Here is a 25,118-nt window from a genome sequence, read left to right on the forward strand (position 1 = left end):
TTTCCTCAACCAACAACCGCTGCTAATATTTACTAACCTAACCAAAATACCATGCAGGACATAGGCAACATTTTAGACAACCGGGTGCTGCTGGTTGCTCTGGTCGCTTGTTTAATTGCTCAAGCATTAAAGCTCGTAGTCGAGATCGTCAAAAATCGCAAACTGAATATCCGTGTTTTGGTGACAACTGGAGGTATGCCCAGTGCCCATTCAGCTTTAGTTACAGCTCTAGCGGCTGGTGTAGGGCAAACACTTGGTTGGGCATCTCCTGATTTTGCCCTTGCGATGGTTTTTGCCATCATTGTCATGTATGATGCAGCCGGAGTTCGCCAGGCGGCTGGTAAGCAAGCTCGTATCCTCAATCAAATGATTGATGAGTTATTTCATGAAAAACCAGACTTTAGCCAAGACCGTCTCAAGGAATTACTTGGACATACACCAGTTCAGGTAATAGCTGGGTCGGCTTTGGGTATAACCATCTGTTGGTTAGCTAGTTTTGCTTATTTAAACTAGGGCAATACATCCTTGTTTGAGCGACTATTTTTAATTGGGAACTGGTAATTTGTCAACTGACAAATTACCAACTTGGTAGATCGCATCAGTATTCTAGAAAACTTAATATCACTACAATCGCACAGTTGAGCGCAGCAGAATCACTTTACGGCTATCTACTATGCTGGCAACAAAACCGCCATTGTTCAGCTTCTGCAATGTATTGTATGCTTCACTTTGATTGGTGGTATAAACTGCTAACAAGTAAGGGCGTTGTCCATAAGAAACAAAACCTACGTTACCTCCTACTGCTTGCTGCACGCTATTTACTAGTTCAGGACGATTGTAATAATCTACCAAAACTGCATAACCCTCTCCTAATGCTTGAGGATTATAGTTAACTGTTTGCTGAAGTGGCTGTTGCTGTAGTTGTGGCTGTGTTTGTGGCGGCTTTACATCTGCCGTTGTTGGTCGAGTGGTGATGATAGCAGACAAGCCAACAATATTACTTACATACCTTGCCCATCGATTGGCATCATCAATCTTTTTAAACCCCCCTATCCGCGTCACAGTTTCGTTGAGATATTTGCAGGTAATGGTTTTGAGTTCAGGCGGTAAGGCGCTACGCAACTGCTTTTGATTATCAGCTGTGGGACTGACTACTAATAAAAGATACTCGCCCGAAGTCGGTGGTTGACAAAGAGGAATGGCTTGTTGGGCAAAAACAGAACTCATGCCACCAATCAACCCTGCGTAAGCGAAGCTCATCGTAGATATCGCTAATCCTAAAACACTTGGTAAAGTCTGAAATCTATGCACAAAAGTTAGATTATGTAAATCAAGGTGTCTTAGAAGATTTTATAAGAAAAAAGCTGAAAACCTACTTACTTCAGTGTGGGAATGGAAGGACTGTTACAAAACATATTTTCTTCTTAGCAAATAAAATTGGAGTAAAGAAGGGAATAGGTTATAGGTTACAGGGTACAGATTATTCCCTATAACCTCTGTCACCTATCACCTCTTCCCCATGCCCCATTCCCCATTTTTAAGATACGGTAGCAAGCGATGCCAAAGCATCTGGTATTGTCTCAGAAGGAGCCTGGAATTCTCCAGTGATAACGTACTCTAAACGCAGTTTTAACCAAGTAATAAATTGGGGATTTGTAGAAATAATTGCTACTGCTGGTTGGGGACACTTTGCCTTGATTTGTGCAAATTGGGGTGCTTCCAAGAAAGCTGGTTGCTCAACCAACCAAAAATCTATTTGTTTTTCTTGTTCGTGGTAGTGACGAGTGCGTTCTTTGATAACTTCGTGTATCGGTTCTTCTTGGAGAAGAAAGCGTTGACTAGCCAAAACGTAATAGTATGTTTGCATTTTCATCCTTTGGTTGCTGTGTGAATAATGTAAGGGCACAGTACGACATTCTGTACCCTTATCAACTAACTCTTAGGGGATTTCTTGAACCAAGAACTGAACGGACAAGCACTTCCCGACTTTTGGGCATTTGTCTGTTTGCCACCAGATGTTAGCTTTTCCAAGAACAGATTATTGTCGAAGTAGTGTTCTAAGGAAATAACCTTCAAGTCATCGGTAACTTTTGCAATGCTCATACCGATAATTTCTATTGTCTCTCCAGTCGGTGCATGGCCTTTATATTCTCCATTAAAATGTCCCCAATGCCGCCATTTGAATGTGACATTTGGTGGCCCTGAGAAAACTTCCAGCACTTCCCAAGGAAATCCTTGGGGAAATGTTGTGTGGAAGACTTTTGCGGATGATTCAAAGGTTTCTTCTGAAGCTTTGTAATGCTCTGAATCAGGCATAAATAGATTGTAAGTACCTTGGGCTGATAAATCTGCTGCGGTATACTCTACTCCGCCATTGGTACTCACACGAAACTGTTCATTGACAATAGATAACCACTGTTGTGGGTTAGCTTTGAAAGATACCTCCATCTCGAAGGTTCGCACTAAGTTTTGCACGATCGCTTCCAGTGTACCTTCAAGGTGATTATGGATACTTTCTTTGGCAAGATTTTCTTTGGAACGAGAATAATCAGGCGGTGTCTGATAGCGCCACTCGACATCAGTGCTTTCTGCTATCACTTTATCTCTATCCTGTACCCAAAGTGGCAGGTTGTTAGACTGTGTTGCGCTCATAGAAGTTTTTGCTGAAGATTTGATCCCAATTTCCAGATTTCGCAGTGACAACCCCTCTTTTAAGATACGGGAGTGGAGTAGGAGGAGCAGGAGGCAGGGGGAGCAGGGGAGGCAGGGGGAGCAAGAAAATAATATACTAATTCCCATTCCCCATTCCCCATTCCCTATTCCCTATTCCCTATTCCCACTTATAGCTTGTTTCATCTCGCGGACTGCCCTTTCTATACCTACTAATGCTGCCCGACTGATGATGGTATGACCAATGTTCAGTTCTTCCATGCCTGGAAGCGCAGCCACCGGATAGACGTTCCAATAGGTGAGTCCATGACCAGCGTTGACTCGCAATCCAGCTTGAATCGCTTGTTGACAACCTTTAGCTAATATGGCTAATTCTCGGTGGCGATTTGTTTCATCCTTAGCCTCTGCATATTGTCCGGTATGCAATTCGATAAACTGCGCCTCTATCTTGACAGATGCTTCGATTTGTGCTGGTTCGGCATCGATAAATAAACTAACTGGAATGCTAGCGCTTTGCAATTTATCGACTATCTCACCTATTCTAGCAATTTGGCCAATAATATCTAGTCCGCCTTCTGTTGTGACTTCTTCGCGCTTTTCGGGGACTAAAGTCACGTAATCTGGTTTGATATCGAGAGCGATCGCTAGCATTTCTTCTGTTGCGGCCATTTCTAAATTAAGATGCGATCGCACTGTTTGCCGCAATATACGCACATCTCTATCTTGGATATGCCGCCGATCTTCGCGCAGATGCACCGTAATTCCATCAGCACCCGCTAATTCTGCTAGTACCGCAGCTGCCACCGGGTCTGGTTCCACCGTCCGCCGTGCTTGCCGGATGGTGGCGATGTGGTCAATGTTAACGCCAAGTGTAGGCACCCCAAGTTTCTCCCAAATCCACAGTCCTCAGAACTTGATTTTACCGGAAATTGCGGAAGTTTTGCTTAAGAGCTAAATAGGGCTTACGCAAAACTATCTACATCAGATTGCAAGTAAGTAAGGTAAAAATGCAGGCCTCACGCATCACAATATAAAGAATTTCTACCTTCTGCCCCTGCTCCCCCTGCTTCCCCTGCCCCCTGCCTCCTGCCTTCATTGATAAAACTGAGTTAGCAAAAGCTGGTTTATGGGCACACTACTTTAAATAAATAGCTGATTTAACAAGAGTTGATGAAGTATGAATACAGCAGTTGAGCCGATGGACAAGCTTTTGAACTATCGAATTAGCGAACAACTTTATGCAGGTTCTAGAACCTTGGTTTACCGTGCAATTCGAGAGGCCGATCTAATTCCGGTCGTCATCAAGCTGCTCCAGCAGGACTATCCCACGTTCAACGAACTGCTGCTGTTTCGTAATCAGTATACGATCGCTAAAAATCTTGACCTACCCGGTATTGTTCATCCCTACAGCCTAGAACCTTACCGCAACAGCTATGCTTTGGTGATGGAGGATTTTGGCGGTATTTCCCTCAGAGATTGGATTAACGGAAAAATGGGGGACAAGCAATATACTTTGACAGAGTTTTTGGAAATTGCGATCGCTCTAAGCAATATTCTTGACGGACTCTATCGCCATCGGGTTATCCACAAAGATATTAAGCCTGCCAATATCCTGATTAACCCGGATACTAAGCAAGTCAAGTTGATTGACTTTAGCATTGCTTCTCTTTTACCCAGAGAAACCCAGGAAATTCACAGTCCTAACGTCTTAGAAGGTACTCTCGCCTACCTTTCCCCGGAACAAACCGGACGGATGAATCGCGGAATTGACTATCGTAGCGATTACTATTCTCTGGGCGTTACCTTCTATGAATTGCTGGCTGGACACTTACCCTTCGAGTCTAACGATCCGATGGAGTTAGTTCACAGTCACATTGCCAAGCTTCCAGAAAAGTTAGAAGGTAGGGGGGAAGAAGAGATTCCCGAAGTTCTTTGTGACATTGTGATGAAATTGATGGCCAAAAATGCTGAAGAGCGCTATCAGAGTGCATTAGGGCTGAAATTTGATTTAGAAAAATGTTTGTCTCAATTGTCGGAAATTGGCTCGATTAAATCTTTTGAATTAGGTGAGCGGGATATTTGCGATCGCTTTATTATCCCAGAAAAACTCTACGGTCGCCAAGGCGAAGTTGAAAGTTTACTAGATGCTTTTGAAAGAGTCAGTCAGGGAAGCAGTGAAATTATGTTGGTAGCAGGCTTCTCTGGTATTGGCAAAACTGCTGTGGTGAACGAAGTCCACAAGCCAATTGTGCGACAACGGGGTTACTTTATTAAAGGCAAATTTGACCAATTCCAGCGCAACATCCCATTCTCTGGCTTTGTGCAAGCTTTCCGAGACTTAATCAGGCAACTGCTGACTGAAACTGACACTCAATTTGAGCAGTGGAAGTGTAAAATTCTCTCTGCTTTGGGTGAGAACGGACAAGTGATGATTGAGGTGATTCCAGAACTGGAAAGTATGATTGGTAAACAGCCTCCTGCGCCGGAACTCTCTGGGAATGCAGCCCAAAATCGCTTCAATTTGCTGTTTTTGAAATTCACTCAAGTCTTCACTACCCTAGAACATCCATTAGTGATTTTTATTGACGATCTGCAATGGGCAGATTCCGCTTCTTTAAAGTTAATGCACTTGTTAATGAGCGAAATCGAAATCGGTTATCTACTGTTAATTGGTGCTTATCGAGATAACGAAGTCAACCCAGTACATCCACTGATGCTGACTTTGGAAGAAATTCAGAAACTAGGCGCTACAGTCAATACAATTACCTTAGCTCCTCTTGAGCAAACATCGGTCAATCATTTGGTTGCAGATACATTAAGTTGTTCTCTAGAGTTAGCTGTACCCTTAACAGAGTTGGTATTGAGCAAAACTAAAGGTAATCCTTTTTTCAGTACCCAATTTCTCAAAGTCCTACATCAAGATCAACTAATTACGTTTAATTTTGACGGTGGTTATTGGGAATGTGATATTGCTCAGGTGCGAGCGATCGCTCTTACCGATGATGTCGTAGAGTTCATGGCAATTCAACTTAAAAAGTTGTCAACAGAAACTCAAGAAATTTTAAAATTAGCGGCTTGTGTGGGAAATCAATTTGATTTAGCTGCATTAGCAATCGTCCATGAAAAATCTCAAGTGGAAACAGCCGCAGACTTTTGGAAAGCTGTACAAGATGGGTTAATTATCCCTACTAATGAAGTCTACAAATTCTATCAAGAGGAGTCAGAATGGACTACGCCCTACTTCTCTAGTAGCGCAGACAGAAGTCAGAATTCAGAATTGAAGCAAGACAATTATCCTGATTCCTGCTCTTATAAATTTCTCCATGACCGCGTTCAGCAAGCTGCCTATTCTCTGATTCCTGAATCTCAAAGAAAAGCTACTCATTTAAAAATTGGGCAATTACTCTTAAATAATACATTACCGGAATTAATTGAAAACAGCATCTTTGATATTGTTAATCAGTTAAATGAAGGGATTGATATAATTCATGAACAATCTCAAAAATCAGAACTGGCTCAACTCAATCTAATTGCTGGAAAAAAAGCTAAAGCTTCCACTGCTTATAAAGCAGCAGTAAAATATTTCACATTAGGACGAGAATTACTAATAGAGGAAACTTGGCAATATAATTACAATCTCATCTTTAATTTACATCGAGAATCTGCGGAGTGCGAATATTTAACTGGCAACTTCAATCAGGCAGAAGAATTATTTAATATAGCATTAAGTAATAGTAGAGATAAGTTTGAAAAAGCAACCATTTATGGAACTCAGATGTACCTGAAAATGACTCAGGGCGAAAATATCGCAGATGGGATTAAAGCTGGTCTGAAAGCTTTAAGCATCATGGGTATGGATTTGCCTATTACTTCTGAGAAACAACAAATTGTTATCGAAACTGAGCTTAAGGAATTAAAAGCTAAACTTGCAGAAATTCACACAGCAGATTTATTCGATTTGCCTGAGATGACAGATCCAGATAAAAAGATGTGTATGGGTCTTTTAGCTGACCTTTGGGCAGCAGCTTATATGGGAGGAGATCAAAACCTTAGTTGTTTGGCTCCTCTATTAATGATTAGTTTATCGCTGACTTATGGCAATGCCGAAAGTTCTGGTTTTGCTTACTGTCTCTATGGAATGAGTCTGGCAAATCAAAGTAGTTATCAAACTGCTTATGAATTCGGTACGTTAGCACTAAAACTTGATCGTCACTTCAATAGTACCCAATTTATTTTTAAGACCAATAATATCTTTGCTCACACCACTAATCCCTATAATCAGCATTTAAAAACGAATTTACCACTTTCCCAACAATCATTCCAAATCTGTCAAGAAACGGGAAATTTGGTATTTGGTGTTTGGGCAGTTTCATTTTTGATTTGGGCGATGTTAATTAAGGGCGATCGCCTATCGGATGTTTACACGGAAACTGAAAAATATCTGAGCTACGTCCAACAGGTAAATGATGTCAATATGTTGTATGCATTTACTCTACAGCGTCAGTTTTTGTTGAGCCTACAAGATATATCTAAAAGCACCGATTTCTTAGATAATGACAATAGCGAAAATATTCCTTATATAGAAGTTTGGAGACAGAAAAATAACTTTGATCATGGAATTAATTGGTACTCTTTTCTCAAAATCCAATTGTCATACCTTTATGGTCGCTATGAAGATGCTATTCAAGCGGCAGAAGAAGCTGAGAAAACCCTTGCTTGCAACTCTGGCTTTTTCCCCATTATTCAGTATCATTTCTATTATCCACTAAGTTTAGTAGCACTCTATCCCAATGCGACATTAGATAAGAAAAAGCAGTACTGGGACATTATCCAAGAACATCAACAAATCCAGAAAAACTGGGCGGATAATTGCCCCCAAAATTTTCTACATCGATATCTATTGCTGTCTGCGGAAATGGCAAGAATTTCTGGTAAGTATATGGATGCAATCGAGTCATACGATCGCGCCATTGCTCAAGCTAAAGAAAACGAATACATCAACGAAGAAGCTCTTGCCAACGAACTCGCCGCTAAGTTTTATTTAGAATGGGGCAAAGAACGCATTGCTCAAGAGTATTTAATTAATGCTTACTATTGCTACACACGCTGGGATGCTAAAGCCAAAGTCGATGACTTAGAACAGCGTTATCCACAACTGCTAGCGCCAATTTTACAACAAACGCGATCGCCATTCACGCCTAATGAGACGATTGCAAATATTGACAGCGTTGCTACCTTCCATCCAAGTATTAATAAATCAGTAACATCTAGCAGCAACACATCAATAATGCTAGATTTGGCAACAGTTCTGAAAGCATCTCAGACTCTTTCCAGCGAAATTGAGCTGGATAAATTACTTACAAAGCTACTGCAAGTGGTGATTGAAAATGCTGGAGCGGATAAGTGTGCATTACTACTGCTCAAAGAACATAGATTGTTAGTTGAGGCGACTGCTCAAGTTGGACAGCAATCAAAGGTGTTACAGTCCATTTTTGTGGAAGATAGCGCAGATGTTCCCCATAGCCTAATTTACGCCGTCAAACGTAGCCAACAACCTACCGTCATCCTTGATACAACACTACATCCGGTGCTGATAGCCGATCCCTACATCATTCGTCAGCAGCCCAAAAGCTTGCTGTGTACACCGATTTTGTATCAAGGTAAACTGTTAGGGATTTTGTATTTAGAAAACAATTTGATTACTGGAGCATTTAGCAGCGATCGCGTCGAAATTCTCAATTTGTTATGTACTCAAGCTGCAATCTCCCTAGAAAACGCCCAACTTTATCAGCAAGCACAAGATACTCTAGAAAACCTTGGACAGACTGAACAATTCTTACGGTTAATTATCGACAATATCCCCCAGTCTGTTTTCTGGAAAGACCGCAATAGTGTTTATTTAGGCTGTAACCATAAGTATGCTCAAACTTTTGAGAATGGAGTGTCTGAAAATGTTATTGGTAAAACAGACTACGACTTTTCCTGGACTCGTGAGCAATCAGATTCTTTTGTAGAGTGCGATCGCCGCATTATGGAGTCTGGACAAGCTGAACTCAACATTATAGAAACCGTGCTGAAAGCTGACGGAAAACAAATCTGGTCGAATACCAATAAAATTCCGCTACGAGATAAAGAAGGAAACGTTTTTGGCATTCTTGGTACTTCTGAAGACATCACCGAATACTACCAAGCGCAACAATTGCTGCAACAGCAAAAGCAACAATTAGAACAAGCATTGCAAGAACTACAAACGATGCAATTGCAATTAGTACAAGGTGAAAAAATGTCTGCCCTTGGTAACTTGGTAGCAGGTGTTGCCCATGAAATCAACAATCCTGTCGGCTTCATTGCCGGTAACATCGAACCAGCTAAAGATTATGTTAAAGACCTGTTTGCACTGATTAATCTTTATCAAGAAAAGTTTCCCAATCCCGGCTTAGATATTCAAGATGAAATTGATGCTATCGACCTGAATTATTTACGCGAAGATTTACCGAAATTACTGGAATCTATGAAATTGGGTGTTAACCGTATTCGTAGTATCAGTACCAGTTTACGAACCTTTTCCAGAGCAGATAAGGATTATAAAGTTCCCTTTGATATTCACGAAGGCATTGACAGCACTATTCTAATTCTGAGACATCGTTTAAAAGCTAACGAAAATCGTCCGGCAATTGAGGTGGTGAAGAATTATGGCAAACTCCCCCTAGTCGAATGCTTTGCTGGACAACTTAATCAAGTGTTTATGAACTTGTTAGCAAATGCCATTGATGCACTTGAACAATACAATACAGAACGGAGTTTGGAAGCAATTTTAGCAAACCCCAATTGCATCACCATTCAAACCCGTGTAGCAAACTCAGGTCAAGATATCTTGATTAAGATTGCCGATAACGGGGTGGGGATGTCATCGGAGGTAAAGGAACGAGTATTTGACCATTTATTCACTACCAAGCCTGTAGGAAAAGGCACTGGATTAGGATTAGCGATCGCTCGTCAAATTGTGGTAGAAGGACATGGCGGTTCACTCTCCTGCACTTCAGAACTTGGACAGGGAACAGAGTTTATCATTCAAATTTCTACTCAACAAAAATAATGAGTGCTGAGTAATTTCCACTTCAATACTTCTCGGGTTTTAGGGAAAAGGGACGGGAAAATCTGATATCTCAAGGAGCAAGCACTGTTAAAAACACGGCGATGTAAGGATGATATTAATAATTGGTTAGCCATTCAGAAGACAGAAATTAAAACTTTGGCAAATTCTGTTGTGGTGCGATCGCTATTGTTCAAGCTTTATCAACAAACCTAGACAAAAATCATACAAGTGATTTTTTGGCTAATTTCTACCCTCATTCTCAAAGACGATATACTTTAAGAAAGTTGATCTTTGAATTTAATCTGCTGTAACAGCTACTACATCAACTCTCTGAGGTGATATGCTTTTAAAACTGCAACAAATTATTGTTAAACCTGGTCAACAAATGTTGCTCAAAGATATTAGTTGGCAGCAGTTAGAAAACATTTTAGAAGAAATGGGGGAAAGACGTGCTGCACGTATCTCTTATAGTCATGGTTGGTTAGAAATTATGGTTCCCCTACCAGAACACGAAAAAGATAAAGAACTTATTGGTGATTTAGTCAAAATTTTGTTAGAAATTTTGCAAATAGATTTTGAACCTTTTGGCTCGACTACGCTTAAAAATGAGCGGATGCAACAAGCAGTAGAACCAGATACTAGTTTTTATATTCAAAATCAAGCTGCTGTTATTGGAAAAAATCGCATTGATTTAACTATAGACCCACCACCAGATTTAGCAATCGAAATTGATATTACTTCTCGCACTCGATTTGAAAATTATAAAATTTTGGGAGTTCCTGAACTTTGGCGACATACACAACAAGGTTTAGAGATTTATTTGCTAAAAGAAAGTAAGTATATAAAATCTGGCTCTAGTCCTAATTTTCCTAATATTCCAATTATTGAATTAGTGAATAAATATGTACAGCAGTGTTTAACAATTGGTAGAAGCCAAGCTATGCGTAATTTTCGAGATTGGGTTAAAGATAATTTATAACAATGCGATCGCTATTTTGAAATATAAAAATCAAGAAGTGCGATCGCTATTAAGCTTAAAGCTGCAAAACTAAGGTTTAATTGGTACAAATTCATATTTATCACTCCCAGGTATTTCTTGAACTTTGACTAAGAAGATTTCATTGTTTATGCGATCGCCTGATGGTAAAAACTGAATCTTTCCCGTTGCACCATCGACTGAAAAACTCGAACTATGCAACACCTTTTGTAATTCATCGCGTCTGTTTGTTCGTTCTAAACCTGCGATGATCGCTAAGGTTGCATCATAAGCCGTAGCTGTTCGCCAATTCACAGTTGCACCCCAAAGTTTTTGAGCTTTTTGCGGAAATATGTTATTAGGAAATGCTGTGGGATACCAAGGTGCAGAGATTATCAGTCCGTTGATACCTCTGCCCTCCTTTAAGGTTTCGTTAGTGAAAAGTGTAGGACTACCAAATACAGTCAACTGCCCTTTATTAGATTGTGCTACCGCTAGACCTTGTTTTATTTTGTCTATATAAAGACCTAACACCAAAGCATTAGCATTGCTACCTACAGCTTGAGAAATGACAACACTAGGGTTAAAGTCACGGGCAGAAATATCGCACTCTGTAGAATTAATCTGACCGCCAGCAGCTTTTATCGCTTTAACAAACTCATTGTTAAACGATTGATTATCTATCCCTTGGTAATCAACACAGATAAGAAAATTGGTTTTACCCGCTATTTTAATGGCGTAATTAGAGACGCTATCTGCTATGGATTTAACACTAGGAGCAGTGCGGAAGATATAATTGCCAACACTGGTAAGGTTTTGGGCAAAACTGGTGGGAGAGATCATCACTAACCCGTCTTTTTGATAGACTGGGGCTGCGGAGAGAGAAGCATTACTAGAATTATGTCCCACGACAGCTAAGATGCTGGCATCTTTGCCAAACCGAGTGGCAAGTTGTACAGCTTCACTTGGATCGTTATCATCATTAGCGATCCCTACCTCCAAAGCTTTGCCATTGATACCGCCACTGCTATTCACCTCATCTTGAGCTTGAGCCACACCGCGCAGTATCTCTTTTGCTACATTTGGATTTGTCCCAATAGGTACACTCACAACAATTTTAAGCCGATCTCCTTTCTGACGAGCCTTAGCATTATTCAAGTAAATCAATGCTTCTGGGTCTGTGATGTTAGCTTTGCGATATGAATTTAACTTATCAACAACAAGCTGACAATTACCTTCAAAAAATGCTTTAACTCCAGCTTCTTTATCTGGGTTTGTATCTTGTTTTAATAAAATTTCTTCACCCAGGCTAATTCTGTCATTCAAACTATACGTCTCTTCAGCACATAAATTTATTGGAGTCTCAACTATCGGTTGAAGCGTATTTAGGGTTCGGGGCAGTAAAAAGTAGACTAAAATACCGCCAAGAAATACTCCAATGATGCTGGTTCCCACATATTGTAGAAAATTGTTATTTTGGAGACGTGAAGGTGGAAAAACTACTGGAGGTGCGATCAGTGGCTGTTCGACAATTATCGGAGCTTCGATTAAGGCTATATCTTCATCTCTGAGTCCCAATGCTTGCTGAAGACGTTTCAAATTAGTGCGAATTTTATCACTGGGAGGAAACCCAAGTTTAATCTCATTGCGGAACGCCTGTTCATATCGCTGCAATTTTTTCTTGTAGACTTCCACAGGTGCTAAAACCTTAGTTTCAATTGCAGCAGCATCCTCAGATGTTAGTTCCAGTTCCTCATGTAGTCCTTCCAATGCAGCGCGACCTGTAAAAGAAATCTCACCGTTACCACTCTCTACCCAATACTCAACTTCTCGACGATATTTGAGCTTAGGATCATCTATAGGTGCTTTGGCAATATTGATTTTATAGCCTTCTTTGATGGCATATATCTCCGGTTTCATTGCAGGAGTAGCTTCTTGTACTGCTTTGGTAGCATATTCATGCAATTCATCAACGGAAATCAAACCATCTTCATTCTTATCTGCTGCACCAGTTTCCAGACCCTCAACTATGTAGCGGGTGTAGGTCGAAGTATCTGACCCTTGCTGTTCAAAAGAATATTGAGTGGAAGTTGAAGATGTGAGAACAGCTCGCCCTTCTCCGCCCAATTGGTTCCTGATATCCACAAAACCATCATCTCTTGCTAGCAGACCCTCGGCAAACGCACCACTAAAGCAACAATCAAGAATGACTACCTCACGTTTGCAACGGCTATTACTCATGACTTCATGTACAAAACTAGCTGCTACTGTTGTTGCCTTAACTAATACTCCTTTTTCAGTTTTGCGGGTATTCCGAGCTGCAAAGTAAAGCTTACCACTCTCATCCTTAATGCCATGTCCAGAGAAAAACAGCAGTAAGAGGTCATCTTTTTGACGACCATCAAACAAGGTTTCGATAGCTACCGCCATCTCATGCTGTTGAGGATTTAGTAGCAGTGTTACGTCATCAAAACCACCAATCTTTGAGTGCAACAAAACTCGCTGCATAGCTTCGACATCTTTTATTGTCGCTGGTAATGGGCTAAGACCAGGCTCATACTCACTGACTCCTATTAGAAGTGCTACTTTCGCCATCTTTTTATTCTTCCTTAATGCTGGAATTTCTTAGTTACCTGCGATAAACTTTTGAGCTTGTTCAATGGCGGCGTTTAACTCTTCCTGGCTGCTAGCTTTCACCTTGAGTTTTTTGCCGTTAGCCTCGACTTCCAATTCAATGGTTTTGTTGCCCAAGCGATCGCCCAAAAATCCCAACAATTTCTTAAAATTGGCAAGGCTCACCTCGGCCTGCAACACTCCTACCAAAAAGCCGCCAACAGATTTGGCTCCTTGAGGTATTTCTGTAACTGCTACAAGTTCAGCACTTTCTACATCTAATTCTTTGATTTCTCGCAGTAGATTCCGTGTTTCCTGTTCTTGTTCCTCTGCATCTAAGTCTGGATTAGAAAGAGCGATCGTCAGTTTGACGTTAGATTCAGAACTCATTTTGTGCCCTTTTAGGTTTTTCAGCAGTTGATGGTCAATTGTATTTCTGTAGTATATCGATTGACATCACATCTTCTATGTAAATTTCCTGAAACTTCTTCAAAATTTTTACAAAAACTCATAAAATTTAGGTAAAAATCTGGTATAAACACAGAACATCTCTCTTCAATAGCTTCAAAACTTAGAGGCAATCAATACTATTTCATCTGACAAGTTGTTTTGATACAGCAGTTTTTTTATCAACGCTTGCGATCGCAAAGGAGCTACTGAGTTTATCAAGGAAGGCAGGAGGCAGAGGGCAGGATAGCGCAGCGTTAGCGAGTCCGCGAGCGTCGGCAGGAGGAAAACTGCCCTGTGTTTTCTGCTGCGACCATCTGGAGCAAGGGTTTAAGACAAGAACACTGTTGCGTTAGCTTCCCGCTTTCTTACGAGAGTTCAGTGGCTCTAAAGACGCTCGCAGACTCGCTCTAAGCGTTCGCGTAGCGTCTCTAAGAGAAGCTATGCCGCAGGCTTTACGCTGCGCTATCAGTAAGGGTCGAATCCCCTACTGATTTACTCCTTCTGCCTCCTGCCTCCTTCAACCTTGCAACTTCCTGGCGATCGCTAGATCAAACTATTACGGCGTAAATGCAGCGACGCTCTCAATTAACCAGAAAAGGGGCAAAATCCCCTTGTTAAAGGCGAACTTGCGCCACAGTTAGGTTAATTAAAACAAATCCAAATCTGTCACAGCACCGATACTGCTAGAAGATACCAGTTTGGCATATTTCGCCAACACGCCTTTGGTGTAACGTGGAGCAGGGGGTTGCCAGTTGGCACGACGACGGGCTAATTCTTCTTCGGAGATATTCAACTGCAATGAACGAGCAGGTGCATCAATCGTAATACTATCGCCTTCTTCTACAAGTGCGATCGCACCACCAACGGCTGCTTCTGGAGCAACATGACCAACTACCATCCCGTAAGTGCCGCCTGAAAAGCGCCCATCGGTAATTAATCCCACCGCATCACCCAAACCAGCCCCGATAATTGCCGAAGTGGGAGCCAACATTTCTCGCATTCCAGGGCCACCCTTGGGCCCTTCGTAGCGGATAACCAAAATATCACCAGCTTGAATTTTACCCGCCAAAATTGCATCTAAAGAGGCTTCTTCTGATTCAAACACCCGTGCGGGCCCGGTAATTACTGGTTTTTTCACACCAGTAATTTTAGCGACAGCCCCTTCCGTTGCCAGATTACCTCTGAGGATAGCTAAGTGTCCTTGAGCATACATTGGGTTATCCCAAGTCCGAATTACATCTTGATTGGCAGATGGTTCTTCGGGGATGTCTGCTAATATCTCTGCAATGGTTTGCCCGCTAATGGTCAGGCTATCACCATGTAATAAGCCATGTGCGAGTAGCATCTTCATAACTTGGGGAATGCCACCAGCTTTGTGCAAATCTGTAGCGACATATTTACCACTTGGTTTTAAATCACACAGAACAGGAACACGGGCGCGGATTGTTTCAAAGTCATCCAGGGTTAACTCTACATTAGCGGCACGGGCGATCGCTAAAAAATGCAATACGGCATTTGTGGAACCACCCACCGCCATAATCACAGAGATGGCATTCTCTATGGATTTGCGGGTGATAATTTGACGAGGCAAGATTTGTTTACGAATGGCTTCGACTAACACAAAGGCTGATTTTTCGGTGCTGTCAGCTTTTTCAGCATCTTCGGCTGCCATTGTGGAAGAATAGGGCAAACTCATTCCCATCGCTTCAAACGCTGAAGACATGGTGTTAGCTGTGAACATTCCCCCACAAGAACCAGCGCCAGGACAAGCCCGACTTTCGACTTCTAATAATTCTTTTTCGTCAATTTTTCCAGCACTATATTGACCAACAGCTTCAAAAGAACTGACAACAGTCAAATCGCGTCCGTTGTAGTGACCGGGTTTAATTGTGCCACCGTAAACAAATATTGCCGGGATATTCATCCGGGCGATCGCTAACATTGCCCCTGGCATATTTTTATCACAACCACCAATCGCCAGCACACCATCCATACTTTGTCCGGTACAGGCGGTTTCAATGGAATCGGCGATGACTTCCCGCGACACTAGGGAATATTTCATCCCTTCAGTTCCCATCGAAATGCCATCGCTAATGGTAATTGTGCCAAACATTTGTGGCATCGCTCCGGCGGTTTTAATCCCAACTTCTGCCCTTTGCGCAAGCTGATTGATTCCCATATTGCAGGGGGTGATGGTGCTGTAACCGTTGGCTATACCGACAATGGCTTTGTTGAAATCTTCATCTTTAAAACCAACTGCACGCAGCATGGCTCGATTTGGCGATCGCTGCACTCCTTGCGTTACAACTTGGCTTCTCAAATTCTCCGACATCTTTTTTCCTTCCCTGGCATGATCGCTTGTATTGCGATTGTATTACCTGATTTTCTCATGTATACGCAGCGCGATCGAACATGAGTAAGCACTACTGGTCTGTCTCATTAAATTTGAGGGGTAAATACGCTTGTAGTGAGGACTTTAGTCCTCAAACATTCAAGCACTAAAGTGCTTACTACAAACCTAGCAAAATTAATGGAACAGACTACTACGCCAGTTTTAGTTTTTAGCCTTACCCATTTTTAAGACTATGGCTCGCTCAAGAAGTCGTTAATAGCGTGTAATAATTGACGGAAAGTGTAAGGCTTCTTCAAAAATATATTGATACCAGCGTTAGCAGCCTCGACTATTTGGCTGTCTGTCACCATGCCGCTGATGCCCATAATCTTGACTTGTGGATTCATTTGTTGCATTATGCCAATTGCAGTTAACCCATCCATTGACGGCATCATCATATCCATCAACACCATACTGATTTGATTTTGATGCTGGGCATATAATGAGATTGCCTCGATGCCATTAATAGCTGTCAGGGTTTTGTAGTTGTGGTCTTCTAGCAAAGTTTTGCTAATCTCCAGGATAGCGGCTTCATCATCTACAACTAGAATTAATTCTCCGTTGCCATTGGGCAATTCCAAGTTCTCTGCTTGTTGCTTTGTACTTTTGTTCAAAGCTGGTAAGTATACTTGGAATTGGGAACCTTTGCTTACCTCGCTAGACACTTTCACAAAACCATTGTGGTTTTTGACAATCCCAATCACAGTTGACAAACCTAAGCCAGTGCCTTTGCCTGGTTCTTTTGTTGTGAAAAATGGTTCAAAAATTCGATCCAAAATTACTGGAGAAATCCCAAATCCTGTATCTGAAATAGTTATGACTATATAAGGGCCCACCTGAGCATTTAGATTCATCTTGGCAAAATTTTCATCAACGAATAAATTTTCCGCAGAGATAGATAATGTACCGCCTTTGGGCATTGCATCACGAGCGTTGACGCACAAATTCATTAACACCTGATGAATTTGAGTCGGATCTGCCAAGATAGTCCAGAGTTTATGTCTAGGTAGATTATTAATAATTGCGATCGATTTTGGAAATGTGCTTTGGACAATTTGCTCAATTTCTAACAGTAGGTGTTCTATTTGTAAAGAAATGCCGTTGCCTTCAGACCTACGAGAAAAAGTCATAATTTGCTTGACCAAATCTGCCGCCCGTTTAGAGTTATGGTCAAGAAGCTTCAGCAGTTGTTGATTGCCTGCATCCAGATTGGGAAGTTTGAGCGCTAACATTTCCACTGAGGAAAGAATGGGTGTCAGAATATTGTTGAGGTCGTGGGCAATACCACTTGCCAACGTGCCAAGACTCTCTAGGCGCTGGGCACGGAGAAATTGGGCCAGGAGTTGTTTTTTCTCTGTGATGTCGGTGTCAACACAGAGGATGGATTTGGGTTGCTCTGCTTCATCACGCATCAGTGTCCATCGGCTTTCCACGATAATTTCTTTGCCGCCCTTTGTCACTTTATGTAACTCACCTTGCCATAAGCCAGAGTTAGTAACATTTGTTAAAGCCACTTGTAACTGCTGTGAGCTTTCTTTGCACAGCAACTCCTCCAGGTTCTTTCCCAAAGCTTCATGAGCTTCCCAACCATATAGACGTTCTGCACCTTGATTCCAGAATAAAATTTGGTTTTGGAAATTTCGCACGATAATCGCATCAGAAGCGATATCTAATAAAGCTGCTTGTTCGCGGATTTTCTGTTCTGCCCATTTGCGCTCAATGGTCGTAGCCAACACATTAGCGATCGCTTGCAAAAAGTGAATATCATTTTGGGTAAACTCTCGCTGTCTAGTTGTGTGTGCGCCTAAAACACCCAGAGGTTGTTTTTGACCTTGAATGATGACGCTCATGCCACTGATCACTGAGTGGTTAATTAATAGCGGTGGTCCTTGAAACCGTGTTTCTTTCCGCAGATCACAAACAATTACTGGCTCATGGGAAAGTAGTGTATAGGAAGCCTGAGTCTCATTCCCTCCACCTAATTCTAATTTAAAATTTCCCACCAGCCCTGGCTGCCAACCAACTCCCGATCGCAAGAATAAGCTGTTCTCATCTGGCAGCATTTCTAAAACTTTACTGTATTCCACCTCAAGGCTTTGAGTTACCAGGACAACAGCTTCGTCCATTAATGTGTAAAGGTCGATATTAGCTAGAGCTAACTGACCCAATTTAGCTACGGCTGCCTGCTGGCGTACACGCGCTCTTAAACCAGCTTCCACCCGCTTGCGTTCAGCGAGTTCAGTATGTACCTGCTCATAAAGTTGAGATTGCTGGATAGCAATGCCCACCTGTACTGCCAATTGTTTAAGAAAATCGATTTCCCACGTCTGCCACTGGCGGGGTGCTGCACACTGGTTAGCAACTAATAATCCCCACAATTTTTTTCCTTGCAAAATTGGAACCGCCAAGTTTGCCCTGACTTGAAACTGAGTAAGTAAATCGCGGTGGCATTCAGTCAGACCTGCTGTATAAATATCTGCAATAGCTTGGATGCGCCCATGTCTGTACTCCTCGCCGCGAGTTTCCATCAAATAAGTGTCTTGAACTTGGGTATTCAGGATAGCAATCCAACGATCATCAACAGACTCTACCACCACTACCCCACTGTAGTCTGGTTCAAACTGATACATGAACACTCGATCTACTTGCAGGAATTGACGGACTTCAGTAACAGTGGTGTTGAGAACCTTGTCCAAATTCAAACTCTGGCGGATGCGCTGGGCAATTGCCATCACGAATCGCTGCCATTGAATTTGCTGTTGTAGTGCCTCCTCTGCCTGCTGACATTCTGTGAGGTGGCACATTGAATTAAATTCATCATTGTTCATCTGTAATATGCCTGATTTAATCCATTAGGTTGTCAATATCTGTAGTGACTGCTGGTTACGCCTCTGTGCTATTGCCTGTAGCCCATACTTTGTAGAAATAGATATAGTTAAAATTATCTGATAATGCAAGGATATTAATCTTACGGCAGTTGTTATTTCTATAGCTCTTCCTTAAGAGGTGTGCCGATTCAATATATGTTTTCTTTATTGCACCATAAATTATCATTTGTAACAACTTACAATAACTGTATGTATGTTCAGTTATTGAATGAAATAAGGGGATCAATCTGGCTTGAACACAGTTTTTTACTCTGTTTTGACCATTAGGAATTAAATTAATCCTTACTGATAAATTCTTATAAAAAAAGTGGCATTCATTTGTATAAACTGAATACCACTCTCTATTGCTTAAAATTATCGATGACAGAGATATTTTACCCAGGAAGAGTTATCCCAGTTACAGCGATCGCACCTGCGATCGCACTGGCACAAAGGGAAGTGATCGCTGTCCCAAATATCCACCATGCAGCATTGGCAACGGTTTTTTTGCTTTCTTCGGCTTGCTTTTTAGCTTGCTGTTGGATCGCTTTCAAACGTTTTTGGGTTTCTTTCTGGATGCGTTCGGCTCGTTGCAATACGCCATCCCGCGCCGCTTCTATTTGGTCGATAATCCGGTTAGCATCTGCTTCAGAGATATCCTCACGAGAACTGATCACAGCAACTAAGGTGTCACGATCAAATTCACTGAGGCGATCGCGCAATGCTTCAAATCCAGCTTGCGGATCGTCGAATACTTTGGCAAAGTCTTGCTTAATGCCTTCATAGTTGAGTTCAGAACGATCCAGAGAGTTAAGATAGTTGCGAACTTTGGCAAAAACTCCATCCAGCACTGATTGCACCTTCTGCTGAATCTGCTGAAATTGTTCGACAATGGAACTGCGGACAGAATCAATTTGATCCACAATTCGGTTAGCTTCTTCTTCTGAGATATCCTCACGTTGGGATAACAGCGCCACGATTGTGGAACGGTCAAATTTTGAGGCGCGATCGCTCAAACTCCCAATTCCAGCGCGGGGAGAAGACAACAGCAATTGTAAATCGCGTTTGATTCCTTCAGGGTTGAGTTCGTCTTTGTTGGTATTACGCAGATATTCTTCAAGATTGGCTTCAAAATCTAAAGCTTGTTGAGCAGTACGCTTGGCTAAACGTCGTGGCGCTCTTAGAATATCACCAATGGCATCTTGTACGCGATCGATAATCTGATTAACTTGCTCTTGGCTCAAGTCTCCGCGCTGACTCACGAGTTGAACCAAGGTTTCTCGATCGATATGAGATAAGCGATCGCGCAGTGCTAAAGCTCCAGCTTTGGGATCGTCGAGTAATTTTTCCAAATCGCTTCTAATACCTTCTGGATTGAGTTCTTCCAAGTTGGTATTGCGGAGATATTCGGCGATCGCTTTTGTAGTTTTTTCGTACTGTTCTTTCGCCTGCTGCGGTACTTGCAAAATACTATCTCGGACAGCTTCAATCTGATCGAGAATTTGGTTTACCTGTTCTTCGCTCAAATCTTGACGCTGACTGAGCAATTGTACCAATGTGTCGCGGTCAAATTGCGATAGGCGCGATCGTAACAAGCTAATTCCGGCTTGCGGATCGTCTAGTAAAACTCTAAACTCACGTTTGATAGCTTCGGGATTGAGTTCGTCTTTGTTAGTATTCCGCAGATAGTTTTCAACTCTTTGACGCAGTTCATCGGCTTTCGCTTTTGCTTGTTCTTGCAATTCTCTAGCACGATTCAAAATATTATCGCGGTTGCGTTCGAGTTGACTAACTATATTATTAGCTTCCTCTTCGCTGACATCTTGACGTTGTTGGAGCAATTGGACAAAAGTATCGCGGTCAAATTGTCCGAAGCGGCTACTTAAATCTTCAAAACCAGCTTCTGGATCTTCTACTAACTTGGCAAAGTCCCGTTCAATACCTTCAGGATTGAGTTCTTCTTTCCCAGTGGAACGGAGATAATCTTCGATGCGCGTGCGGAAATTTTGCCCTTTTTCTCGCGCTTCGGCCTGTTTTACAGTCTCTAAAACTTCCAAGCGATCGCTTTCCATTTGTTCGGCAATTTCTTTCACCCTGGGTTCACTGAGATCGTCTCGCTGGTTCAGCAAGTTGGTGAAATATTCTTGATTGATTTCTTCCAACTCCCGTCTCACAGTTGTCGGATCTGCGTTTACGTCATAGATGACTTCTTTGAATTCATCTACTAGCGTAATTCGATTAAAATGCCAAGGGAATGAATGCAAGATGTAGTCTTCGACATCCGCTTTAATCGTGTTTTCAAGTGATATTGGCAATTTTGCAAATACTTGCTCACTGGCTTGCTCTCTAAACTTTTGAAATTGTTCTGTTACTTGCTCGACATCGATATCTTGAACTTTTTCTTTCAGCTTTTGCAACTGAGTTGTAATTTTATTCACATCGATATTAGAAAGATTGACCCGTTCGAGAACTGCTGGTGCGGCAGCGCTCAAACCATATCTAATAGCTTGTTTAATTACACCATTGCCATTACCACCTCCAACTGTAACCAGTTGTTGAAGCCGTTCACCCAATTGTTCGGAATTCAATTCTTCAGGAGTAGCAGATTTAAGTAAATTAATTACTTGTTCTGTGGGATTTTTGCGATTCAAAGCTTGTTGCCAAGCACCTTGAAATTGGTCAGCAATGCCATTTATCTCTTCTTTAGATAAATCTGTGCGAGTGCTGATTAAATCAACAAATGTTTGACGGTTAATGTTTTGCAATAAATCGCTATTAGCAACAGATTGCAAATCTGTATCTTTAAGAAGCTGGTCAAATTGGTTGCGAATTTCTTTAACATCCAGCTTTGGCAATTGCAGAGAACTTAAAGAACTTTGGAGAGTATTTTTAATCCCTTCAGAATCAAAACCTGAAGTTAATTCCCGCCGAACTGCGGCTGTAATATCTTCCGCAGTCGAAACTAACTGTTGTTTTGCAGCATTAGCACCGATACCAGCAGTTGCTGTACCCATTAAAGCTTGAAAACCAGAAGTGACAGTATTAGAGATAGAACCAATTAAAGAACCTACGGCTGATGAACCCAACCAAATTACTAGTGAGAAATAGGTAGACCAAATGACTACACCAATAATTGCTCCTAAGAATGCGCTTTCGATTAAGCTAAGTTTTACAGCTAGAAAGCAAGCAATAAACAACGCAATGCTCGCAGTTATTAACACCCAAGCGCCAACTTTGCCTTGAACCTTACGAATTGTCTTACCCAAACTTTCTGACTCATCATCGGAATCTGAATCAATTTCCCAAGATGAAATTCCGACAGCAACTGAAAAGTTTGTGAATAACAATTGAAAAGCAAATGCCATCGAAACCCCAGCCAGCAATGCTACCAAGAATTTAGGCCCAGAAAAAAGTACTGATGCTTCTTCTGGAGTTAGTACTTCCTGAGCTAAGGTTATTGGCGCTAATCCTAAAATAGTTGGAACACTTTGAAACATAATATTTTCTCACTTTCACTCAATTAAATACCCATTTATTAAATGGCTTATTTATCAGCTTAATTATCAGCGATCTAAGCTGACACTTTCTTAGGTAATAGGTTTATTTACCAAAAGTCGTATTTTGAAATTTATTGTTTTTAGTTAAATAAAACTTTTTAATTTGCTAACTTTGTCACATTTTTACAAAATAAGTTTTTTACTATAAAAGTGAGATATATAAAAAACAATCTAAGTACACAGCAGTTCTTAAAAGGGTAAATTACTGTTTTAGATAGAATAAATCGATGTTTTTTATGTCAATCTCTAGTAAAAGTTTTAGAGCTAGAACATCTAAGTATTTATAAAAGTATGATTTTATAAATACTCATTTAGATAAAACCACCTATACCTAATGATAGAGATAAAAATTCTTCCAAGCGATTGATGAAACAAAAATCTAAACATGTATTAATAAGGGTATTACAAGCTATAAATTTGTGAATAATTTATTGTTGCTGAGGAGAAAAAGATAATGGTTGTAGGTGTACATAAACGTGCTGTAGGTGTATTTTCTAATCGTCGAGATGTTGAACATGCGCTACATGAATTGAAAAAAGTCGGCTTTGATATGAACAGAGTCTCTGTCATTACCCAAGATGGAGACAGAGAAGATATTGCTGGTGCTGAAGTGCGCGATCGCGTCGGTGATAAATCTGATGAAGGTGCTAAAGTTGGAGCCGCTACAGGCGGTGCTTTGGGCGGATTAACTGGTTTATTAGTCGGTCTTGGTACTTTGGCAATTCCTGGAATTGGGCCAATTATGCTGGCTGGAGCCGCAGCAACTACTCTAGCTACAACTCTTGCTGGTGCAGGGATTGGTGCGGTAGCTGGTAGTTTGCTTGGTGCATTGATTGGCTTAGGAATTCCCGAAGAACGAGCTAGAGTTTATGATGAACGTGTAAGACGAGGACACTATTTAGTAATCCTGGATGGCACAGATACAGAAATCGCTAGAGCAGAAGCAATTCTCCATCAGCGTGGTGTCGAAGAGTTTGGTATTTACGACAACCCAGATGCGAGAAATGCTGATTATGTCGCTCCAACCCATAACGTAAATGTGGCTCATAGTGGTGTTGCTAGACGCGCGATCGGAGTCTTTCCTCATCGCCGAGATGCAGAAGCGGCACTCACCGAATTACGAGATGCAGGTTTTCCCTTAAGTAGAGTCTCCATCATCGCCAAAGATACAGACGGTCGTGGGATCGCTGGTGTCGATGTAGATAGAAATGTCGGAACAGGTAATAAAGCAGACGATGGTGCTAAAACTGGAGCAGCTACAGGCGGTGTTCTAGGCGGCTTGACTGGCTTATTAGTTGGTCTTGGAACTCTAGCAATACCTGGAGTTGGGCCTGTGATTGCTGGTGGCGCAGTCGCAACAGCTTTGGCCACAACCTTAGCTGGTGGTGCGATCGGTGCAGCTGCTGGCGGTATTGTTGGCGCATTGGTTGGCTTGGGAATTCCTGAAGACAGAGCGCGGGTATATAGCGATCGCTTCCAAAGAGGCGACTACTTGGTAATTATCGATGGTACCCAAGCTGAAATCCACCAAGCTGAAGCGATTCTCAACCGTCGGGGTATTGAAGAATTTGCAATTTATGATGCCACTGATTTAGGCGAACATCGGCCAGGTTCCGACCGAGTAATCCATCATGACACAGCAGTAGCCAATCCCATTCACCCCAATCACTCAACAGATATTCATGGAAACGATCCTGCTGTAGTGATTGTTGACCGTCGTGATGAAACACTTTAATCCAAAGTAGTTTTCACTGATACTAATTACACACAATTGCAAGAGCAAGAATTCAAAAACTTGCTCCTCACTTCACCGTAAAAATCAACAAATTTCACTTTCCGATTGCGAATTAAATCTATGAAAAAGCTAACCCCCTTCTTAATTAGCACCCTTTTAGTTTTTGGTGTTGCTGCTTGTGATAACGCTTCTAAAACAAGCGAATCTGCACCAGGTAATCCTAATGAAGCTCCACAATCACCGAGTGTACAAACAACAGAAGCTTCTCAAAAAGACGCACAAAGTGAAACTCGCAGAAGACAACTTGATGCTGATATCCGAGCCCGCGAACAACGAAATAATGTCACTGGCGGCGATACAGACAGAGCGAAAGGTGATTTATCAAGTCAAGTTCGCTCTAAGCTAGAAGCAAACATACCCAAGGGTCAACTAACAGTTGATGCTACCAATGATGGAGTTGTCACTGTCGGAGGAACTGTTAACAATCAGCAAGAGTTGGCTAAAATTGAACGTTTAGCGAAAGAAATTAAAGGTGTCAAAACTGTAGTTGTTAAAGCAACTGTTGCCCCACCAACAAACTGAGGCAACTAACAATAAATCCGAGTGAGTAGGTAGAGAAAAATCAATTTATATTTTCCTACTCAACCTTAATGGTCAGTTATACTTATTGCTGACCATTAATAATTGACAACTGACGACTTTAATGATTATATTTATTGATGCTCAGTTCAGTTACAGAAACTTTTGTAATCATTGAAAAAC

At 41.6% G+C, this 25,118-nt stretch carries 14 protein-coding genes; 5 read left to right on the plus strand and 9 right to left on the minus strand.

From position 1 onward, the window contains the following. Nucleotides 1-51 precede the first annotated feature (51 nt). Nucleotides 52-513, plus strand: a complete 462-nt coding sequence (locus tag ACFFRD_RS34125; protein ID WP_114084696.1) for a divergent PAP2 family protein — start codon at nucleotides 52-54, stop codon at nucleotides 511-513. Between the two features lie 111 nt (nucleotides 514-624). On the opposite strand, the gene ACFFRD_RS34130 is transcribed toward ACFFRD_RS34125, so the two are convergent. The 4 genes from ACFFRD_RS34130 to ACFFRD_RS34145 all read right to left on the minus strand — a co-directional run bounded on the left by ACFFRD_RS34130 (nucleotide 625) and on the right by ACFFRD_RS34145 (nucleotide 3,549). Further along, nucleotides 625-1,311: a hypothetical protein gene (locus tag ACFFRD_RS34130; RefSeq protein ID WP_179073998.1), complete on the minus strand. Its 687-nt coding sequence runs from the start codon at nucleotides 1,309-1,311 to the stop codon at nucleotides 625-627. Nucleotides 1,312-1,537: 226 nt separating this feature from the next. Then, a complete protein-coding gene (locus ACFFRD_RS34135; RefSeq protein ID WP_114084720.1) occupies nucleotides 1,538-1,867 on the minus strand; it encodes an MgPME-cyclase complex family protein in 330 nt (109 codons plus the stop codon). 65 nt (nucleotides 1,868-1,932) lie between these two features. Then, nucleotides 1,933-2,652, minus strand: coding sequence for a SnoaL-like polyketide cyclase (locus tag ACFFRD_RS34140; protein WP_392480285.1), 720 nt, complete (start codon nucleotides 2,650-2,652; stop codon nucleotides 1,933-1,935). Between the two features lie 171 nt (nucleotides 2,653-2,823). After that, nucleotides 2,824-3,549 (minus strand): pyridoxine 5'-phosphate synthase, encoded by a 726-nt coding sequence (locus ACFFRD_RS34145; protein WP_392480286.1) that lies wholly within the window; start codon nucleotides 3,547-3,549, stop codon nucleotides 2,824-2,826. Nucleotides 3,550-3,847: 298 nt separating this feature from the next. Between ACFFRD_RS34145 and ACFFRD_RS34150 the strand changes: the two genes are divergently transcribed. Both ACFFRD_RS34150 and ACFFRD_RS34155 read left to right on the plus strand, forming a co-directional pair. Next, complete coding sequence (locus ACFFRD_RS34150; RefSeq protein WP_392480287.1) at nucleotides 3,848-9,766, plus strand: AAA family ATPase; 5,919 nt, start codon at nucleotides 3,848-3,850, stop codon at nucleotides 9,764-9,766. A 340-nt stretch (nucleotides 9,767-10,106) separates the two neighbouring features. Further along, nucleotides 10,107-10,745, plus strand: a complete 639-nt coding sequence (locus ACFFRD_RS34155) for a Uma2 family endonuclease (RefSeq protein WP_163937829.1) — start codon at nucleotides 10,107-10,109, stop codon at nucleotides 10,743-10,745. Between the two features lie 69 nt (nucleotides 10,746-10,814). Here ACFFRD_RS34155 and ACFFRD_RS34160 read toward each other — a convergent pair whose 3' ends face one another. The 5 genes from ACFFRD_RS34160 to ACFFRD_RS34180 form a co-directional block, all read right to left on the minus strand. Continuing rightward, nucleotides 10,815-13,337 (minus strand): ABC transporter substrate-binding protein, encoded by a 2,523-nt coding sequence (locus tag ACFFRD_RS34160; RefSeq protein ID WP_392480288.1) that lies wholly within the window; start codon nucleotides 13,335-13,337, stop codon nucleotides 10,815-10,817. 30 nt (nucleotides 13,338-13,367) lie between these two features. Further along, a complete protein-coding gene (locus tag ACFFRD_RS34165; protein ID WP_392480289.1) occupies nucleotides 13,368-13,745 on the minus strand; it encodes a hypothetical protein in 378 nt (125 codons plus the stop codon). Nucleotides 13,746-14,451: 706 nt separating this feature from the next. Next, nucleotides 14,452-16,137 (minus strand): dihydroxy-acid dehydratase, encoded by a 1,686-nt coding sequence (ilvD, locus tag ACFFRD_RS34170; protein ID WP_392480290.1) that lies wholly within the window; start codon nucleotides 16,135-16,137, stop codon nucleotides 14,452-14,454. 251 nt (nucleotides 16,138-16,388) lie between these two features. After that, complete coding sequence (locus ACFFRD_RS34175) at nucleotides 16,389-19,025, minus strand: GAF domain-containing protein (RefSeq protein WP_392480292.1); 2,637 nt, start codon at nucleotides 19,023-19,025, stop codon at nucleotides 16,389-16,391. Nucleotides 19,026-19,459: 434 nt separating this feature from the next. Next, the gene (locus ACFFRD_RS34180) at nucleotides 19,460-22,561 is read right to left on the minus strand and encodes an MFS transporter (RefSeq protein ID WP_392480294.1); all 3,102 of its coding nucleotides are present in this window, start codon (nucleotides 22,559-22,561) and stop codon (nucleotides 19,460-19,462) included. 514 nt (nucleotides 22,562-23,075) lie between these two features. Between ACFFRD_RS34180 and ACFFRD_RS34185 the strand changes: the two genes are divergently transcribed. Continuing rightward, the gene (locus ACFFRD_RS34185) at nucleotides 23,076-24,356 is read left to right on the plus strand and encodes a histidine kinase (protein WP_392480295.1); all 1,281 of its coding nucleotides are present in this window, start codon (nucleotides 23,076-23,078) and stop codon (nucleotides 24,354-24,356) included. Between the two features lie 120 nt (nucleotides 24,357-24,476). Further along, nucleotides 24,477-24,938: a BON domain-containing protein gene (locus ACFFRD_RS34190; RefSeq protein ID WP_392480296.1), complete on the plus strand. Its 462-nt coding sequence runs from the start codon at nucleotides 24,477-24,479 to the stop codon at nucleotides 24,936-24,938. The last annotated feature ends 180 nt before the right edge of the window (nucleotides 24,939-25,118 follow it).

Source organism: Nostoc sp. C110, from assembly GCF_043099725.1.
GTDB lineage: Bacteria > Cyanobacteriota > Cyanobacteriia > Cyanobacteriales > Nostocaceae > Nostoc > Nostoc muscorum_A.

What these genes read in the sequence shown, in the direction of transcription:
- ACFFRD_RS34165 (WP_392480289.1), bottom strand. Translation starts at nt 13,745, where the DNA reads ATGAGTTCTGAATCTAACGTCAAACTGACGATCGCTCTTTCTAATCCA.
- ACFFRD_RS34175 (WP_392480292.1), bottom strand. Translation starts at nt 19,025, where the DNA reads ATGAACAATGATGAATTTAATTCAATGTGCCACCTCACAGAATGTCAG.
- ACFFRD_RS34185 (WP_392480295.1), top strand. Translation starts at nt 23,076, where the DNA reads ATGGTTGTAGGTGTACATAAACGTGCTGTAGGTGTATTTTCTAATCGT.
- ACFFRD_RS34155 (WP_163937829.1), top strand. Translation starts at nt 10,107, where the DNA reads ATGCTTTTAAAACTGCAACAAATTATTGTTAAACCTGGTCAACAAATG.
- ACFFRD_RS34180 (WP_392480294.1), bottom strand. Translation starts at nt 22,561, where the DNA reads ATGTTTCAAAGTGTTCCAACTATTTTAGGATTAGCGCCAATAACCTTA.
- ACFFRD_RS34160 (WP_392480288.1), bottom strand. Translation starts at nt 13,337, where the DNA reads ATGGCGAAAGTAGCACTTCTAATAGGAGTCAGTGAGTATGAGCCTGGT.
- ACFFRD_RS34125 (WP_114084696.1), top strand. Translation starts at nt 52, where the DNA reads ATGCAGGACATAGGCAACATTTTAGACAACCGGGTGCTGCTGGTTGCT.
- ACFFRD_RS34140 (WP_392480285.1), bottom strand. Translation starts at nt 2,652, where the DNA reads ATGAGCGCAACACAGTCTAACAACCTGCCACTTTGGGTACAGGATAGA.
- ilvD (WP_392480290.1), bottom strand. Translation starts at nt 16,137, where the DNA reads ATGTCGGAGAATTTGAGAAGCCAAGTTGTAACGCAAGGAGTGCAGCGA.
- ACFFRD_RS34190 (WP_392480296.1), top strand. Translation starts at nt 24,477, where the DNA reads ATGAAAAAGCTAACCCCCTTCTTAATTAGCACCCTTTTAGTTTTTGGT.
- ACFFRD_RS34135 (WP_114084720.1), bottom strand. Translation starts at nt 1,867, where the DNA reads ATGCAAACATACTATTACGTTTTGGCTAGTCAACGCTTTCTTCTCCAA.
- ACFFRD_RS34150 (WP_392480287.1), top strand. Translation starts at nt 3,848, where the DNA reads ATGAATACAGCAGTTGAGCCGATGGACAAGCTTTTGAACTATCGAATT.